Genomic DNA, 15,920 nt, shown 5'->3' with positions numbered 1-15,920 from the left:
GCTGCAACCGCCTGCCACATAGCGGCGGGCGGTTGCTGTAACAGTTGCAGGTCACGACGCCAAAGCATCCATCTTGCGTGCAAGTTTCGCATCCAAGGCGCTCAATCCCTCTACATCATGGGTGCTCAACACCACTTCGACGCGATTATACACGTTGAACCATTCAGGGTGGTGGTTCCACTTTTCAGACCAGATGGCGACTTGGGTCATCCATCCAAAAGCTTCGACGAAATTTTTGAATTTATAGGTCTTTTGGATCGCATCACGCCCCTCGACCATCGCCCACCCCGTGGCAAACAGTGGCTCAAGCAAGGGACCACGTGTGGTTTCAGACAGTTTCTCGGTCATTCTTGCTCCTCCACCTGAGCTTTACGAAAGGGGCCATAGTCTGTCAGGATCTCAATCTCTTCTTCCACCGCAGCCCGTTCAGCCTCTAGATAGCGCGCCACCGCATCCGAAAATCCTTCGTCAGCAATCCAATGCAGACTATGGGTTTCAGTCGGCAAATACCCTCGCGCCAATTTGTGTTGTCCTTGTGCGCCAGCTTCAACGCGGGACAGCCCCATGTCTATGGCCAGATCAATGGCCTGATAATAGCACAATTCGAAATGCAGACAGGGATGATCTTCGACGCAGCCCCAGTAGCGACCATAAAGACAGTCCCGACCAATGAAATTTAACGCGCCAGCAACATAGTGACCGCCGTGTTTGGCCAATACAAGCGCCAGATCGTGGCGCATAGTGTCTTGCACAAGATCAAAGAACGCCCGCGTCAGATAGGGCGTGCCCCATTTGCGCGCGCCCGTGTCTTGGTAAAAATGCCAAAACGCATCCCAATGCTCTGGTTGGATCTGCTCACCCCTCAGCACATGGATTTCACCGCCAAAGCTTTGCGCTGTCTTGCGTTCTTTGCGGATATTCTTGCGTTTTCGCGATGCCAATGAGGTCAAAAAGGCATCAAAGTTTTGGTAATTCTGGTTGAGCCAATGAAACTGCTGCGCACTGCGCACCAGCAGACCCATTTCAGCGCCCATGTCGCGCTCTTCTTTGGTACAAAAAGTAATATGTAATGACGACAGCTGATTTTCTGCGCCTAGTTGCACTGCGCCTTGCACCAATGCATTGTGACCAACGCCTTCGAATCCAGGACGCACCAAAAAACGGCGTCCTGTGGCTGGGGTAAACGGCACAGCAATCTGAAGCTTTGGATAGTAGCGCCCCCCCGCGTTTTCATAGGCCTGCGCCCAATTATGGTCAAAAACATATTCACCCTGACTGTGGCCTTTGGCATAAAGAGGCGCACAGGCAATAAGCTGACCATTTTGATAAGCCGTCAGATACTGCGGTTGCCACCCCGTGCCGGGACCAACAGAACCACTTTTTTCCAAGGCATATAAGAACCTGTATGTGGTGAATGGATCAACCGGTGCGCCCCCATCCTGGGCTTCTGGACAGGCGCAACTGTCCCAATCCTCTACGGCGATCTGCTCGAGGCTTTGCAATATGCGCAATTCAATATTGGTGCTGTCCATTTTCACTCTCCTGCCCTCCTCATATTTGGGGCAGTCAGACGCAGGTTCAACAGTCTGAAATCACACTAATTTGTTTCTGTCGGCAGTATGCTGGCATGAGCAGCAACACGCCGCATCCTTAAGCAAAGGCTTCAAAGCCTTGCGCGTTCAACTGACGGGCAAGGCTCCAAAAATTACTTTATCTCAAAGACACCATCAATCTCAACTGCAACCCCCAACGGCAAGGAAGGAGAGCTCACTGCAGAGCGCGCATGACGGCCAAGATCTCCCAAGACTTCGACCAAAAGATCAGACGCCCCATTCACTACTTGTGGCTGTTCAACAAAATCAGCTGTGGAATTTACAAACGCGCCCAATTTGACCACTTTAACCAGACGATTAAGATCTCCACCACAGGCCGCTTTTACCTGCGCGAGCAATGACAATGCACAGCGTTTTGCCGCCGCCTTCCCCGCAGCTACATCAAGATCTTGCCCCAGCGTTCCGACGATCAAGCCGTTTTCATCTGCAGAAATCTGCCCTGAAACATAGACCATATTACATGAAACCACATAAGGCACATAGTTCGCCGCGGGTGCAGGCGCCTCGGGAAGCTCCAATCCGAGTTCGGCCAATTTCGCTTCAATTGTCATCTTTTTCTTTCCTTCTGATTCATGCTCAGCGGAGGCTACTCTGGACGGATCAACACGAAAAGGGTCAACGCCAAGCATCTTACGTCTCCCGGAACGCGCGGACAAAATAATCGCTGAGAGGTTTGATAAGATATGTCAGCGGTGATCGTTCTTCGGTACGAATATAGCTTTCAACTGGCATTCCGGGAATAAGCGCAACCTCATCTGGCAAACGCTCCAATTCACCAGGGTTCAGCTCTACTTCGGCTCGATAATATGTCAGCTGTGTACCTTCTTGTTCAAAGGCATCTGCCGAGACTTGTGAAACTGTACCAAACAACTCAGGTGTCTGACGCTGATCCAATGCCGAAAACCGCAAGGTTACGGTTTGCCCGACATAAATCTGATCGATATCAGTCGGCGCAACCTGTGTGGCAATCACCAGAGGGCGATCCTGCGGCACCAAATACAAAACCGGCTCTGCGGCTCGGATGACAGAACGGGGCGTTTGCACCTGCATCCCGTAAACGATGCCGGACACCGGGGCTGACACGTCAAGACGGGCAAGTTGTTGCTGAAGATTGCGCCGGTTCTCTGCCAGCTCAACCTCTTGAAAGCGCAGATCACGAAGACGCGAAATCGCCTCTTCGCGCTGTTCGGTGCTGAGCCGTAGCACTTCGATATCAAGCTCGGTGATCCGTCCACGCGCCTGCGCCTCGGACGAAATCAAGGAGCCAAGACTGCCTTCAAGATCTGCTTCAGTTCGGCGCAACGTCAATACGGTGCCTGCCTGCGTCAATCCACGCGTGAGCAAGGACTGCTGCGTCTCACGCTCTTCCGCAATGAGATCAAGCTGTATGCGTGTGGAGCGCTGCTGCGCCTGAACACCCACGATCTGTTCTTCGATTTGAACTTTGCGCTTTTGCATCTGTTCAATTTCGCGCGCCACAGATTCTCTGCGCGCCATGAACAGGCGCTGTTGCCCTGCAATGAAATCCGCAACATCCGGTTTCAGATCAACAAGGTCTAAAAGCTGTGGGTCAAATATGATTTCACCGGCGCCATCACGTTCCGCCTCTAGGCGACCACGACGGGCCATCACCTCAAACAATTGCCCTTCGACAACCGCAAGGCGTGATTGCAAATCCGCCGCATCAAGGCGGATCAGCATCTGCCCTTGCTCAACCGTATCGCCTTCGTCCACAAGGATCTCAGCAACGATACCGCCATCCAAATGCTGGACAATCTGGCGATTGCGATCCACTTCGATCCGCCCAGTTGCAATCACCGCGCCCGCAATTGATGACCCAACTGCCCAGCTGCCGAACCCACCAAGCAAAACGGCAAGACCAAGAAACCCCAGAACAAGCTGACTCCGCGCAGACCATTGTTGTCTCTGTTTCATGCGACGCCTCCTGTCTTTGCTGGTGTTTTCGAGTCTTGTTGCGCAGACTGCTGTATATTCTTGTGGTTCGAAACCATCTCGCGGAGTACTTGATCTTTGGGCCCATAGGCTGTCTGTGTACCACCATCGATCACCAAGAGCATATCACACTCTTGAATGGCTGCAGGGCGGTGCGCCATGATCAAGACAGAGCGCCCTTCCTGTTTCATGTGTTTGATTGCCGCATTCAACGCAACAGAACCTTCGTTATCAAGATTCGAATTAGGCTCATCCAGGATCACAATGGCTGGATCTGCAAACAACGCGCGCGCAAGGCCAACGCGTTGCATCTGTCCGCCTGAAAGGCGCCCGCCGCCCCCTGCTATTGGGGTATCATAACCATACGGTAATTTCAGGATCATATCATGTGCCGCAGCTTTGCGCGCTGCTGCCACAACGAGTTCAGAATTTGGTTTTTGATCAAGGCGAGCGATGTTCTGCGCAACCGTGCCTTCAAAAAGTTGCACGCGCTGCGGCAGATATCCAATATGCTGGCCCAAGACATCCGCGTCAAATTGATCAAGGGCCGCACCATCCAATCGAACAGATCCTGCCGCGGGCAGCCAAGCGCCGGTGAGTGCGCGAGCCAGCGTTGATTTCCCTGATCCTGAGGGACCAATCACGCCCACCGCCTGCCCAGGCTCCACTCGAAAATTCACATTGCGCAGCTGCGGACGTTTTTCACCAGGCGCAACCACTGCCAGACCTGTCACCTCTAACAAGGCTTTGGGTTTGGGCAAGGCAGTCCTTGGCTGCTCTTCAGGAACTTTACTCAGCAATTCCGCCAGAGTGTCCCAGCCTTTAAAGGCGCGCTGCACCATCGCCCATTGCCCTAACCCTTGCTCGATCGGTGCAAGCGCCCGGCCTAGCAAGATCGATCCAGCAATCATTGCACCGGGTGTCACATCCCCCTGCAAAACCAAATAAGCCCCAAGTCCAAGCATCGCCGATTGTAAGAAGAGACGAAGTGTCTTGGTAAGTGTCGAAAACCCACCGCCCAGATCATTTGCGCCGACAGTTTCGGTCAGCGCATTGTCGCGCGCGACTTTCCACCGATCAAAGGCCGCGCCGCGCATTCCCATAGACTGGATCATCTCGGCCTCGGTCCGAATTTCTTCGGACAGAAGGGACGCTTTATGCGACGAGACATTGGCTTGCTGTAAAGGCTTACGTGAGAGCCATTGGTTACACACTGCAATCGAGATCAGGACAACACCACCACCTAAAGCCAACAGTCCAAGCCAGGGATGGAACAAGGCGATCCCTGCAATGAAAATAGGCGTCCAAGGTAAATCAAACGCAGAAGTCAGCACAGGAGACGCCATTAAACGCTGCACTGCCTCAAGATCCGCTAGCCCCGTCTGTGCCACAGGATCCGATGTCACGGCTGACCGTCGAATCATTGCGTCGAACACACGTTTGTCCAACCTTGCTTGGAAACGTGCCCCCACACGTGCCATCACACGTCCGCGAACGTAATCCAAAAGCCCCATCATTCCATATAAAAAGACAACCAGAATTGAGAGAGCAATCAGCGTGGCTTCTGACCGGCTGCCTAAAACACGGTCATAGACCTGCATCATATAGAGCGGCCCTGTAAGCATCAGCAAATTAACAAAAAAAGAGAACAGGCCTACGGCCCAGTAGAGATTACGGCTCTCCCGTCGCGCATCGCGCAACTCGTTCAAGCCTGAAAGATGATCACGTTTTGACATAGCCTACTGCTAAAGTGAAGAAACCAGTGTATAGGAGACCTAAACACTGACACTTATTGTTTTTCACTTACAATGTCCCAAATGTGTCACAGGCCACTAAACAAAAATGGTAGCCCCCTGTGAAACAGGTGAAATGCACTTATGTGATATCAATCCTGTCTTCGCGGTCTTAAAGGGCTGCCTTGCATTGAATTATGAGATGAACAACGATGAAATCGATTAGTCGCGCGATTTTCCCAGCAGCAGCCCTTGTCGCTGCAGCCTTGACTGCAGGCTGCGCCAAACCGAACCCAGAAGCTCTGGCCACCGGTGAGGTTCATGACCCACATGAAGCGCGCAATCGCACCGTACATGCCTTTAATCGCGGCGTAGACCGTTATGCATTCCGTCCCGCGTCACAAGGGTATGTAACCATTGTTCCGCCAGATATGGTCAACAGTTTCAGCAATTTCGCCGTGAACCTTTCCATGCCTGGCCAAGCAGTGAACTCTTTATTGCAAGGCGACGTAAAACAAGCAGGCGTTGCGTTGTCACGCTTTGCGATAAATACCGTTCTGGGTATCGGCGGTCTGGGCGATCCGGCTACGGATTTCAATGTACCACAAGTGGACACCGATTTTGGCGAAACGCTCCATGTCTGGGGTGTCGGCGAAGGCTCTTATGTTGAGCTACCATTCTTTGGCCCCTCCAATGCGCGTGATGCAACTGGGCTTGTGGTCGACTTTTTCACCAATCCACTTGGCTATGGGAGCAATCCCGCCGAAAATCTCGATGCCTATGCTGAGGTCGTGCGCCGCCTTGGCGATCGTGGCACATACTCAGATACAATCGATTCGATCTTATATGACAGTGCCGACAGCTATGCGCAGGCGCGTCTGATCTATTTGCAGAACCGCCGGTTTGAGCTGGGTCAAACCTCGGAAACCTCCGAGATTGATCCGTTTGAACTGGATACAGAAGGGTTTTAAAAATGATGCACCGCCGTTCCTTTCTTGTGGGTCTGGGTACGACCCTGACCTTTGCACCACACGCTGCGTTCGCTCTCAATCAGAATGAAGCGCGCTCTTTGATCAACACCCTGGTTGGTGACATCAATGCCGTTATCGAAGCAGGCAAAGGCGAAAAAGCAATGTTCCGCGAGTTTGAACGGATCTTTGCAAGCTACAGTGATACATCCTATATCTCAGCTTATGCGATGGGTGTCGAAGCACGCCGCGCGTCAAGCAGTCAAAAACGCGAGTTTTCTAAAGCGTTTCAAGGCTATATTGCGCGCAAATACGGTCGCCGTTTCCGCGAATTCATAGGCGGTCGCCTTGAAGTGGCTAAGGTGAAAAAGGTCAAAAAGTGGTATGAGGTCGAAACCGTTGCGTACCTCAAAGGCCAGTCCCCCTTTGAAGTTACGTTTCAGGTTTCTAACCGGTCTGGGAAAAACCGCTTCTTTAATATGTATATCGAAGGCGTGAATCTCTTGCTCACCGAGCGAACCGAAGTTGGTGCCATCATCGACCGCAACAAGGGCGATTTGGACAAAACCATCCGCGACCTTAAAACACTCGGTTAAGATCAAACGTTATTCTAAATGAAAGGCCCCGGAAACGGGGCCTTTTTGTTAATTCCCAAAGATACCACGCAACACATTATCGATTGCACGGCCAAGACCTTGGCCGCCTCCCTGTTCGCGCGGGCGCTCACGGGGTTGTTCATAGCGCACCGTCGGCTGCGGGATTTCGCGGGCAATCGGTTGCGGCTCACGCATGGGCAGTGGGCGCGCTGGTAGGCCTTCGTGGACCCTCAACATGGTTTCACGCCAAATCTCAGCTGGCAGACCGCCACCTGTCACACCCGTCAGTGGGGTATTGTCATCATAGCCCATCCAAACCCCCGCCACATAGTCAGCCGTAAAACCGATAAACCAAGCATCCCGCGCGGCCTGTGTGGTTCCTGATTTTCCAGCAGCTTGCCGCCCCGGCAGTTGCGCCCGTGTACCAGTTCCACCTGCAATGACTTTTTCCATCATCCAGGTCAATTGTTGGGCAGCCCCGCGCTGAATGACACGTTCTCCAATGCCACTTTCTGTTTGAATCAATGGATCATTGTCTTGCAAAAGCTTTAGTTCAACCAGACCATAAGGCGCGACTGAAGATCCGCCATTCAAGATCCCCGCATAGGCACCAGTCATTTCCAACAAGCTGCTTTCAGAAGCGCCAAGCGCCAAAGCGGGACCATCCGCAAGATCACTTTCGATCCCGAAATCACCTGCAACTTTGCGCACAAGATCCCGTCCAACCGCTTCTGACAGTTTCACCGCAGGAATATTGAGCGAATCCCGCAACGCCCGTGTCATCGTCACATCACCATAGTACCGGTTGGTGTAGTTCTTTGGGCACCATTGTCCTGAACCTGCAATATGCAGACAGTATTCAGCGTCTCGTACCTGATCAAAAGGCGAATACCCCAGTTCCAGAGCTGTGGCATAAACAAAGGGCTTAAACGAAGATCCTGTCTGGCGTTTGGCTTGGGTTGCACGATTAAAAACACCTGACACCCGCGTCTGCCGTCCGCCAACCATTGCCCGCACTGCACCATCAGCGCTCATCACCACAATTGCGGCCTGTGCTTTGGACCCTGCCCGCACCTTTGTTGAAAAGATTTGGTCCATCGCCTCTTCAGCAGCCGTTTGCAGGCGCTGATCCAACGTCGTGCGGATCACGACATCCTCGGTGGTTTCCTGCCCAAAGAAATCTGGAATGGTGTCCATCACCCAATCTGCAAAATACCCTCCAGCACGCGCTTGCGCGGCCTTTGACAAGGTTGCAGGGCTTTGCTGACTGGCCCGCATTTCAGCTTCGGTCAGATACCCCTGTTCCTCCATCAGACGCAAAACGGTTGCAGCACGATCTTGTGAGCGTTGAAGGTTGCTGGTTGGCGATAGGGTGGACGGTGCTGTGAGCAATCCAGCCAGCATCGCGCTTTCTGCGGCATTCACTTGGCTTGCAGATTTTCCAAAATACCGTTGTGCTGCAGCTTCCGCTCCATAAGCGCCGCCTCCAAGATAGGCGCGATTCATATATATAGAGAGGATTTCATCCTTGGAATATTTCGTCTCTAGCGCCAGCGCATAGATTGCTTCCTTGATCTTGCGCCCCAAAGAGCCACGACGACAATCGCGTTCATAAGCGGCTTCATTCTTCCACTGTTTGGGGTCGAATTCGACACCCAGACAAAGCAATTTAGCCGTCTGCTGAGTAATGGTAGAGCCACCGTGGCCTGACAAAGGGCCACGACCTTCACGCAGATTGATCCGAATTGCCGAGGCCACACCGCGGGGGCTTAATCCAAAGTGACCGTAAAACCGTTTATCTTCGGTCGCGACAAACGCATGTTTCAGATGTGGTGACACAGTATCGGTTGTTACAACGCCGCCAAACTGATCGCCGCGCCATGCATAAACCTCCCCATTGCGATCCAGCAATGTGACGGAACCGCGCGCGCGTCCATCAACCAAAGCACGCGCTTCCGGCAGACCGATATAAACATTTCCGACTGCAATCCCGATGATCGCTGCAAGAACGGCTGCCGCGCGCCACGTCATGCGCCACACCAGACCCACACACCATGAAATCAATCGCCAAAGCCAGCCAAGTGGCCCACGCCGCACCTGCCTTTTTGGCGCGCGATTAGAGGTCTTGGGCTTTGCCGTGCGCCGCTTAAAAAGGCCAAACAGCCGCTTGTTTTTAGACTTTGATTTGGGTTTCTTGGGGCGTCGTACCGGTGGGTTACCATAGCGTTTATCCGCAACCAACGGTTTACGCCCTCTTTTTTGTGCCATGCCTAGTTCCTGCCCGGTTTGCCCGTTTTCCCAACATTACACCCCCTAATAAACAATGTAGAGGGGTACAATGAGCGGATTTCCCCTCCACAAACCGCCTAAATATTCATCATTGAGCAAAATTTAAGCAATTTTTTTATGCCCCGCCCTCTGGGAAGCACTCAAAAACCACAGCCAACGTTCCCACGACTCATCCCTGCCGCTTTTCTGCAGACGCGAAATGGAACGGGCGCAGGCCCATACGAGGGTGTTGAGATGAAAATGATCATAGCAGCCATCAAACCCTTCAAGCTGGAAGAGGTCCGCGAAGCGCTGACCCAGATCGGCGTGTCGGGACTGATGGTAACAGAAATCAAAGGCTTTGGCGCACAGGCCGGCCACACTGAAATCTACCGCGGCGCAGAGTATGAAGTGAACTTCGTACCCAAAATCAAGCTGGAGATTGTGGTGTCCGCCGATCAGGCCGATCAGGTTGTCGAAACAATTACACAGACCGCCCGCACCGGAAAAATCGGTGACGGTAAGATCTTTGTCCTGGACGTCGCACAAGCTGTCCGCGTGCGCACAGGCGAAACCAATCTAGAGGCGCTTTAAGCGTCCGAGACGGAAGGAAATGACATGAGAAAGTTTACTCTCCCTCTAGCCGCGGGGGCTCTCGTTGCGCTGCCCGGACTAGCGCTGGCGCAGGAGGCCGAAGGCCTGACCGCCCAGCACACTCAATACATCCTTACCTCGCTTCTGTTTCTGGTTGGCGGTTTTCTGGTGTTCTGGATGGCAGCCGGTTTTGCGATGCTCGAAGCTGGCCTGGTGCGCTCCAAAAACGTGACAATGCAGCTGACTAAAAATATGGCGCTGTTTTCGCTTGCAGCAATCATGTACTGGCTGGTTGGCTTCAATCTGATGTATCCTGGCGATGCCTGGATCATCCCAGGCCTGGTTGGCACATTTGCACCAACTGCCCTTGAACCTGTTGGACTTGAAGGTACCGAAACCGCACTTGATTATGCGTCTGTTGGTTCTGATTTCTTCTTCCAGCTGATGTTCTGTGCAACCACAGCATCAATCGTATCAGGCACCTTGGCTGAACGTGTTAAACTGTGGCCTTTCCTAATCTTTGTGATTGTCCTGACAGGAATTATCTACCCGATCGAAGCCTCTTGGCAGTGGGGCGGTGGCTGGTTGTCCGAGATGGGTTTCTCTGACTTTGCTGGTTCAACTCTGGTTCACGCAGCGGGTGGTTTTGCGGCTCTTGCAGGTGCTATCATCCTTGGTCCACGTATCGGCAAATATAAAGATGGCCGTACTGTTCCTATGCCAGGTTCTAACCTTGCTCTGGCGACCTTGGGTACATTCATCCTGTGGCTGGGTTGGTTCGGCTTCAATGGCGGCTCGCAACTTGCTATGGGCACAATTGGCGATATGGCCGATATCTCCCGTATCTTTGCAAACACCAACATGGCCGCAGCAGCTGGTGCTGTTACCGCACTGATCCTGACACAAGTCATGTTCAAAAAGCCTGACCTGACCATGATCCTGAACGGTGCGCTTGCTGGTCTGGTCTCGATCACAGCTGAGCCTCTGGCGCCCTCTTTGTTCCAGTCGCTGATCATTGGCGCAGTGGGCGGTGGCATCGTTGTCTTCGCGGTTCCTTTCCTGGATAAGCTGAAAATCGACGATGTTGTTGGTGCAATTCCTGTTCACCTGATCGCTGGTTTCTGGGGTACATTCATCGTGGCATGGACCAACTCTGATGCAAGCTACGTCACTCAGATCATCGGCTTTGCGGCAATTGGCGGCTTTGTCTTTGTTGTGAGCTTCATCGGCTTTGCGATCCTGAAAGCAGTTGTTGGCATCCGCGTCAGCGAAGAAGACGAAATCAACGGACTGGACATGGCTGAGCTGGGTATGGAAGCTTATCCTGAATTCAAGGCAAGCTAAGCCTTTTCATCAAAAAACAAAAAAGCCCGGCCTGCGCCGGGCTTTTTTTGCGGCCAACCAAAGTTTAATCAGGCTTTATGGGCAGCAAATTCGATCAGATCCCACAGGTTTCCGTACAAGTCCTGGAACACTGCGACAGTACCATATTCAGCTACATTTGGGTCCCGTTCAAAAACCACACCACGCTTTTTATACGCTTCATAATCACGCCAAAAATCATCCGTCTGCAAGAACAGAAAAACCCGGCCTCCTGCCTGATTTCCAACAAAGCTGTCCTGTTCCCGCTTTGAGGCTCTTGCCAAAACCAAAGAGCACCCCCCTCCGTTCGGGCGAACCACAACCCAACGTTTGTCTTGTTCGGGCTGGTATGTGTCTTCAATCAGGTCAAACCCCAAAACATCGGTGTAATAAGCAATCGCCTCATCATAGTCGCGCACAACCAAAGCGACATGTGCCATTTTTTGTGTCATATATTTATTCCTCCAATGCTTCAGCCAACGGCAACGACCGTCAGCTGTGTATCGCTCTGTCGTACATTGCCTAAAAAGAAACGCGCACTCCGTAAAAGAATGCGCGCTCATTCAATTCAAAATTTGCGTTAGCTTATACGCCAGCGTCTACAATGGCCTGTGCCAAAATTGGAACGGACTGTTTATTCAAGCCCGCGATATTCATACGGCTGTCCCCAACCATATAAATTCCGTTATCAACGCGCATTTTCTCAACCAGATCAGGTGTCGTCCCAAGAAGTGAGAACATGCCGCGGTGCTGTGCCAAGAAGGCAAACCGATCCGACCCTGTCAAACGCTGCAGCTCATCCGCCAACTGTTGGCGCAATCCCAGCATGCCAAGGCGCGTTTCTTCCAACTCAGCAGCCCAGTCACCGCGCAGAGCATCATCATTCATGATCGTCGACACAATCCGTGCACCGTGATCTGGCGGGAATGAATAGTTTTGACGGTTCAGGAAATTCAGATTGCCCTGATGCAGGGCCTGTGCGCTTGCATCTTGTGACACAGCAAGCAATAGACCTGTGCGTTCACGATAGATGCCAAAGTTTTTGGAGCAACTCGCCGCAATCAGCACCTCTGGGCAGCTGGAAGCAACCAGACGCACGCCCATGGCATCCTCTTCCAGCCCATCGCCAAATCCTTGATAGGCAATGTCGACCATCGGGATCAAACCTTGTGCATTGATCAACGCAATCACTTCGCGCCACTGCACTTCGTTCAGATTGGCCCCTGTTGGATTGTGGCAGCAGCCATGCAGCAGTACCACATCGCCTGTTTTGGCGGCCTTCAGGTCTTCGATCATTCCGTCAAAGTTTACACCGCGTGTTTCACGATCAAAATAGCGATAGGTGACGGTTTCCATGTTCAAATATTTCAGGATCGAGACATGGTTGGGCCAGGTCGGATCAGACACGAAGACGCGCGCATCCGGGTTTGTATTGCGCACCAATTCAAAAGCCTGACGCACCGCGCCGGTTCCGCCGGGCGTAGCCACCGCGGCGATATTTTCGCGTGCAACAGTGTCCCCCAGGATCAGCTGAATCATCGCAGCTGAATAAGCAGGATCACCGGCAAGGCCCACATAGGATTTAGAGCCCTGCTCTTCCCAGATCTGTTGTTCTGCCGCTTTAACCGCACGCATGACTGGGGTCACACCTTCAGCATTTTTATAAACACCGACTCCCAGATCGACTTTATTTTCGCGAGGGTCCTCGCGAAACATCTGCATCAACGCCAAAATCTTATCAGCAGGTGGGGCCTTTAGGTTTTCGAACATCAGCTCTCTCCGGTAGCGACGGGCAGGGTCGGAAATGCACCCCATTCCACCCAAGACCCATCATAAAGCGAATGATCGGTCTTCCCGATCCGCTCTAGAGCGAGGCTGAGAATGGCAGCAGTGACACCTGATCCACAAGTTGTAATAGCAGGTTTAGACAGATCCACGTTAGCCGCTTCAAAGACGGCCTTTAGGCCTGCGGTATCTTTCATGGTCTGATCTTTGTTCAGCAACGTGGTGAAGGGGACGTTTTTTGAGCCGGGTATGTGGCCCGCACGCAAACCTTCCCGAGGTTCAGGCACCTCACCTTTAAAACGGGTGGCACCGCGGGCATCAATGATCTCATGATCTTTTAGTTTTGATGCTGACGAAACCTGCGTTGCATCCCGTACCAAATGGTTTTGTACACGCACGGTCATATGGCGATCCCGAATGACCGGCGGGAGATCTTCCACGGGACGCCCCTCAGCCTGCCATTTGGGCAATCCACCGTCTAGAACTGCGATATTTGTCTGGCCCATCAAACGAAACAGCCACCAGACACGCGCGGCCGAAAACAGCCCCATATTGTCGTAGACCACCACCTGATGGCCGTCTCCGACGCCAAGAGCGCGCAGGCGCGACATGAATTTCTCAACAGAAGGCGCCATATGCGGCAGCTCTGAACGATGATCCGAGATATCATCGATATCAAAGAACCGCGCTCCCGGAATATGCGTGGCCTCAAAAGCCGTCTTGGCGCTGTCTGCCATCTCAGGACCGCTTCCAACCGGAGGAATAGAAGCATCCAGAATGCGCAAATCAGGATCTTTCAAGTGAGCCGCAAGCCACTCCGTAGAAACAAGCGTTTTTGGATCGTCCAGCATCTAAACCTCCCCATTGCATCTCTTAGCGCATGGGTACTCCCGGTTTGTCAGAGTCGCAAGAGATCTAGGCTCTTTCAGGGGCAATTGATGTGTACAAAGCCAGCTTTGCGACACCTATCGCACCGGATACGCCTGCTAGATCAGCTGTGATCCTTCATCAGGCGCTGCTTCTGGCGCGACCAATCCCGCTTGGCCTCAGTTTCGCGCTTGTCATGGTTTTTCTTGCCCTTGGCGACGCCCAGTTTGATCTTTGCACGCCCACGATGATTGAAATACAGAACCAAAGGCACCAAGGTCATCCCCTTGCGCTGTGTTGCATTCCACAGATCTGCCATTTCCTTGCGCGACACCAAAAGTTTGCGACGACGGCGTTCTTCATGCTTGAAAACTTTGGCCTGTTCATAAGGCGGGATATAGCTGTTCACCAAAAACAACTCGCCGTTTTCAACTGCCGCATAGGAATCTGCGATATTCACACCGTTGCCCCGCAGGGCTTTCACCTCGGACCCTTCCAACACGATGCCGCACTCGATATCTGAATCGATTGCATAGTCATAACGCGCGCGCCGATTTTCCGCGACAATCTTGTAATTGGGATCTATTTTTTGCTTGGCCATAGAAACAGGTCTTATGCGTCATGCTGCAAAGGTTCAAGATGTGCTGTCATTTGCGCTGACTGCGCAGCAACGTAAAAACTCCACTGGCAATGATCACCGCACTGCCAATCAAGGTGAGCATATCTGGCCGCTCTCCAAAAATGGCAATGCCCAAGATCATCGCGAACACCAAACGTGTATAGCGAAACGGTGCAATAATCGCAATTTCGCCTGACCGCATCGCTCCTGTTAAAGCCATATATGCTATAACGCCAACTCCAACGATAGCCGCAAGCCAGGCCCAGTCTGTGGTAGATGGGATCTGCGCCCCTCCAGTCCATGCAAGGGCACAGACACCCGCAACCACCAATACCGAGAAGCCCAAAAACCCAAGCTGCGCGTTTGACATGGTTTTGGGGGCCGCTCGGGTCGCCAAATCCCGCCCTGCCAAACCCAGCATCGCAATCACGGCAAATAGGGATGCGGGTTCAAAACCACTCACTCCAGGACGCAAGATCAACAAAACCCCAACCAGTCCACATCCAATCGCAAGCCAGCGGCGCCACCCCACGGTCTCACCAAAGAACACCACTGCCCCCGCAGCCACCACCAGCGGCGCAGCCTGTAAAATCGCAGAAACAGACGACAGTGGTGTCAACGCAATTGCAATCGCAAAACACAGGCGACCAACCAGCTCAGCAAGAGACCGCACCAGCATAACGCGCGTGCCAAACGCCGGGTGCCAAACCAACTGACCCTGCGCACGCGCCATCGCTGCAAAAACCGCCATTCCACCCAGACCAAATGCTATCAGCACCTGCCCCAGCGGCAAAGATTGAGACACAATCTTAAACACCATATCTTCAAGTGCAAAAGCCAGCATGGCGATGACCATCAACAGGCTCCCCCGGAAAGTTTCCATCTTTTATCCTTTGAATTAGGTCAAACCGGTAGCAGCGTTCTCCGCCACAGACACGCCTCAACGATAGTGATGCATATTCAAAAAGGCGGCGCCACCTGATCCCGCACGATATCCATGCGGTTGATCAGCCCGAAAACGCAGCCCCTGCCCTTGTTGCAACAAAACCCATTCTTCGTCTCGTAACACTTCCATCGGACCCTCTAAAACATAGACCTCTTCGGTTACTCCGTGCGCATGTGGTGAGGACTGATGCGATTGCCCAGGCAGCAATGAAATGCGAAACGTCTCTGCGCCAAGCGAGGGATCAAAGGGGAACACAATTTGCACCGCGATACTGCCTGGGAACTCTACGGTTTGCGGCACTATGTTTGACAAACGGTCCTGCAATAAAGCTGTCAAAGGCTGTTGAAACCCTTTGGCAATCTTCCAGAGCGTCGCAATCGTCGGGCTTGATTCGCCGCGTTCAATTTGCCCAAGCATGGCTTTGCTCACGTCCGTGATTTCTGCAGCTTTGCTCAAACTTAGCCCAGCATCCGCACGGATCTGACGTAAATTCTCTGAAATTGCAGCGGGATTCATGGCTCAGGCCTCAAATAACTCTTGTGCGCTATAGCGCACAAACTTATCGTCCCCTGCAAGCCGTGCGTTATAGCGGACACATACCGGCCAACAGGCCTAA

General features: G+C 52.7%; 16 protein-coding genes. 4 read left to right on the top strand and 12 right to left on the bottom strand.

Annotation, left to right across the window (positions count from 1 at the left end; translation table 11 throughout):
• Nucleotides 1-51: 51 nt before the first annotated feature.
• The 5 genes from BLP79_RS14065 to BLP79_RS14045 all read right to left on the bottom strand — a co-directional run bounded on the left by BLP79_RS14065 (nucleotide 52) and on the right by BLP79_RS14045 (nucleotide 5,302).
• The gene (locus BLP79_RS14065) at nucleotides 52-348 is read right to left on the bottom strand and encodes a 4a-hydroxytetrahydrobiopterin dehydratase (RefSeq protein WP_090219977.1); all 297 of its coding nucleotides are present in this window, start codon (nucleotides 346-348) and stop codon (nucleotides 52-54) included.
• On the bottom strand, nucleotides 345-1,532 hold the full coding sequence (locus tag BLP79_RS14060) for a GNAT family N-acetyltransferase (RefSeq protein WP_090219974.1): 1,188 nt from the start codon (nucleotides 1,530-1,532) through the stop codon (nucleotides 345-347). The genes BLP79_RS14065 and BLP79_RS14060 overlap by 4 nt, the downstream gene beginning before the upstream one ends.
• 173 nt (nucleotides 1,533-1,705) lie before the next feature.
• Nucleotides 1,706-2,164, bottom strand: coding sequence for a RidA family protein (locus BLP79_RS14055; RefSeq protein WP_090220144.1), 459 nt, complete (start codon nucleotides 2,162-2,164; stop codon nucleotides 1,706-1,708).
• Nucleotides 2,165-2,243: 79 nt separating this feature from the next.
• Nucleotides 2,244-3,548 carry an HlyD family type I secretion periplasmic adaptor subunit gene (locus BLP79_RS14050; RefSeq protein WP_090219971.1) on the bottom strand — a complete coding sequence of 435 codons (1,305 nt, stop codon included), beginning with the start codon at nucleotides 3,546-3,548 and terminating at the stop codon, nucleotides 2,244-2,246.
• Entirely contained in the window at nucleotides 3,545-5,302 is a 1,758-nt protein-coding gene (locus tag BLP79_RS14045; RefSeq protein WP_090219968.1) for a type I secretion system permease/ATPase, read from the bottom strand. Before BLP79_RS14045 ends, BLP79_RS14050 begins: the two co-directional genes overlap by 4 nt.
• A 209-nt stretch (nucleotides 5,303-5,511) precedes the next feature.
• Here BLP79_RS14045 and BLP79_RS14040 point away from each other — a divergent pair, with 209 nt between their 5' ends.
• Together BLP79_RS14040 and BLP79_RS14035 are read left to right on the top strand one after the other, a co-directional pair.
• Nucleotides 5,512-6,270: an MlaA family lipoprotein gene (locus tag BLP79_RS14040; RefSeq protein WP_090219966.1), complete on the top strand. Its 759-nt coding sequence runs from the start codon at nucleotides 5,512-5,514 to the stop codon at nucleotides 6,268-6,270.
• Between the two features lie 5 nt (nucleotides 6,271-6,275).
• Nucleotides 6,276-6,863 (top strand): MlaC/ttg2D family ABC transporter substrate-binding protein, encoded by a 588-nt coding sequence (locus tag BLP79_RS14035; protein WP_090220141.1) that lies wholly within the window; start codon nucleotides 6,276-6,278, stop codon nucleotides 6,861-6,863.
• 48 nt (nucleotides 6,864-6,911) lie between these two features.
• On the opposite strand, the gene BLP79_RS14030 is transcribed toward BLP79_RS14035, so the two are convergent.
• Entirely contained in the window at nucleotides 6,912-9,131 is a 2,220-nt protein-coding gene (locus BLP79_RS14030; protein ID WP_090219965.1) for a transglycosylase domain-containing protein, read from the bottom strand.
• A gap of 255 nt (nucleotides 9,132-9,386) precedes the next feature.
• Between BLP79_RS14030 and BLP79_RS14025 the strand changes: the two genes are divergently transcribed.
• On the top strand, nucleotides 9,387-9,725 hold the full coding sequence (locus BLP79_RS14025; RefSeq protein WP_090220139.1) for a P-II family nitrogen regulator: 339 nt from the start codon (nucleotides 9,387-9,389) through the stop codon (nucleotides 9,723-9,725).
• 24 nt (nucleotides 9,726-9,749) lie between these two features.
• A complete protein-coding gene (locus BLP79_RS14020) occupies nucleotides 9,750-11,069 on the top strand; it encodes an ammonium transporter (protein WP_090219962.1) in 1,320 nt (439 codons plus the stop codon).
• Between the two features lie 68 nt (nucleotides 11,070-11,137).
• Here BLP79_RS14020 and BLP79_RS14015 read toward each other — a convergent pair whose 3' ends face one another.
• The 6 genes from BLP79_RS14015 to BLP79_RS13990 form a co-directional block, all read right to left on the bottom strand.
• A complete protein-coding gene (locus BLP79_RS14015) occupies nucleotides 11,138-11,539 on the bottom strand; it encodes a VOC family protein (protein WP_090219961.1) in 402 nt (133 codons plus the stop codon).
• A gap of 133 nt (nucleotides 11,540-11,672) precedes the next feature.
• A complete protein-coding gene (locus BLP79_RS14010) occupies nucleotides 11,673-12,857 on the bottom strand; it encodes an amino acid aminotransferase (protein ID WP_090219958.1) in 1,185 nt (394 codons plus the stop codon).
• The gene (sseA, locus tag BLP79_RS14005; RefSeq protein WP_090219957.1) at nucleotides 12,857-13,723 is read right to left on the bottom strand and encodes a 3-mercaptopyruvate sulfurtransferase; all 867 of its coding nucleotides are present in this window, start codon (nucleotides 13,721-13,723) and stop codon (nucleotides 12,857-12,859) included. The genes BLP79_RS14010 and sseA overlap by 1 nt, the downstream gene beginning before the upstream one ends.
• Nucleotides 13,724-13,863: 140 nt before the next feature.
• On the bottom strand, nucleotides 13,864-14,340 hold the full coding sequence (smpB, locus tag BLP79_RS14000; protein WP_090219955.1) for an SsrA-binding protein SmpB: 477 nt from the start codon (nucleotides 14,338-14,340) through the stop codon (nucleotides 13,864-13,866).
• Nucleotides 14,341-14,386: 46 nt separating this feature from the next.
• A complete protein-coding gene (locus BLP79_RS13995; RefSeq protein WP_090219953.1) occupies nucleotides 14,387-15,241 on the bottom strand; it encodes a DMT family transporter in 855 nt (284 codons plus the stop codon).
• 57 nt (nucleotides 15,242-15,298) lie between these two features.
• Entirely contained in the window at nucleotides 15,299-15,820 is a 522-nt protein-coding gene (locus BLP79_RS13990; RefSeq protein WP_090219950.1) for a helix-turn-helix domain-containing protein, read from the bottom strand.
• Between the last annotated feature and the right edge of the window lie 100 nt (nucleotides 15,821-15,920).

Origin of the sequence: Epibacterium ulvae, assembly GCF_900102795.1 — a bacterium.
Taxonomy (GTDB): domain Bacteria; phylum Pseudomonadota; class Alphaproteobacteria; order Rhodobacterales; family Rhodobacteraceae; genus Epibacterium; species Epibacterium ulvae.
The sequence above is the reverse complement of the archived record's forward strand: the minus strand, read 5'-3'. Positions and strand labels throughout refer to the sequence as shown.

Coding starts and splice junctions, on each gene's coding strand:
- BLP79_RS14065 (WP_090219977.1), bottom strand. CDS start 348: ATGACCGAGAAACTGTCTGAAACCACACGTGGTCCCTTGCTTGAGCCA.
- BLP79_RS14060 (WP_090219974.1), bottom strand. CDS start 1,532: ATGGACAGCACCAATATTGAATTGCGCATATTGCAAAGCCTCGAGCAG.
- BLP79_RS14055 (WP_090220144.1), bottom strand. CDS start 2,164: ATGACAATTGAAGCGAAATTGGCCGAACTCGGATTGGAGCTTCCCGAG.
- BLP79_RS14050 (WP_090219971.1), bottom strand. CDS start 3,548: ATGAAACAGAGACAACAATGGTCTGCGCGGAGTCAGCTTGTTCTGGGG.
- BLP79_RS14045 (WP_090219968.1), bottom strand. CDS start 5,302: ATGTCAAAACGTGATCATCTTTCAGGCTTGAACGAGTTGCGCGATGCG.
- BLP79_RS14040 (WP_090219966.1), top strand. CDS start 5,512: ATGAAATCGATTAGTCGCGCGATTTTCCCAGCAGCAGCCCTTGTCGCT.
- BLP79_RS14035 (WP_090220141.1), top strand. CDS start 6,276: ATGCACCGCCGTTCCTTTCTTGTGGGTCTGGGTACGACCCTGACCTTT.
- BLP79_RS14030 (WP_090219965.1), bottom strand. CDS start 9,131: ATGGCACAAAAAAGAGGGCGTAAACCGTTGGTTGCGGATAAACGCTAT.
- BLP79_RS14025 (WP_090220139.1), top strand. CDS start 9,387: ATGAAAATGATCATAGCAGCCATCAAACCCTTCAAGCTGGAAGAGGTC.
- BLP79_RS14020 (WP_090219962.1), top strand. CDS start 9,750: ATGAGAAAGTTTACTCTCCCTCTAGCCGCGGGGGCTCTCGTTGCGCTG.
- BLP79_RS14015 (WP_090219961.1), bottom strand. CDS start 11,539: ATGACACAAAAAATGGCACATGTCGCTTTGGTTGTGCGCGACTATGAT.
- BLP79_RS14010 (WP_090219958.1), bottom strand. CDS start 12,857: ATGTTCGAAAACCTAAAGGCCCCACCTGCTGATAAGATTTTGGCGTTG.
- sseA (WP_090219957.1), bottom strand. CDS start 13,723: ATGCTGGACGATCCAAAAACGCTTGTTTCTACGGAGTGGCTTGCGGCT.
- smpB (WP_090219955.1), bottom strand. CDS start 14,340: ATGGCCAAGCAAAAAATAGATCCCAATTACAAGATTGTCGCGGAAAAT.
- BLP79_RS13995 (WP_090219953.1), bottom strand. CDS start 15,241: ATGGAAACTTTCCGGGGGAGCCTGTTGATGGTCATCGCCATGCTGGCT.
- BLP79_RS13990 (WP_090219950.1), bottom strand. CDS start 15,820: ATGAATCCCGCTGCAATTTCAGAGAATTTACGTCAGATCCGTGCGGAT.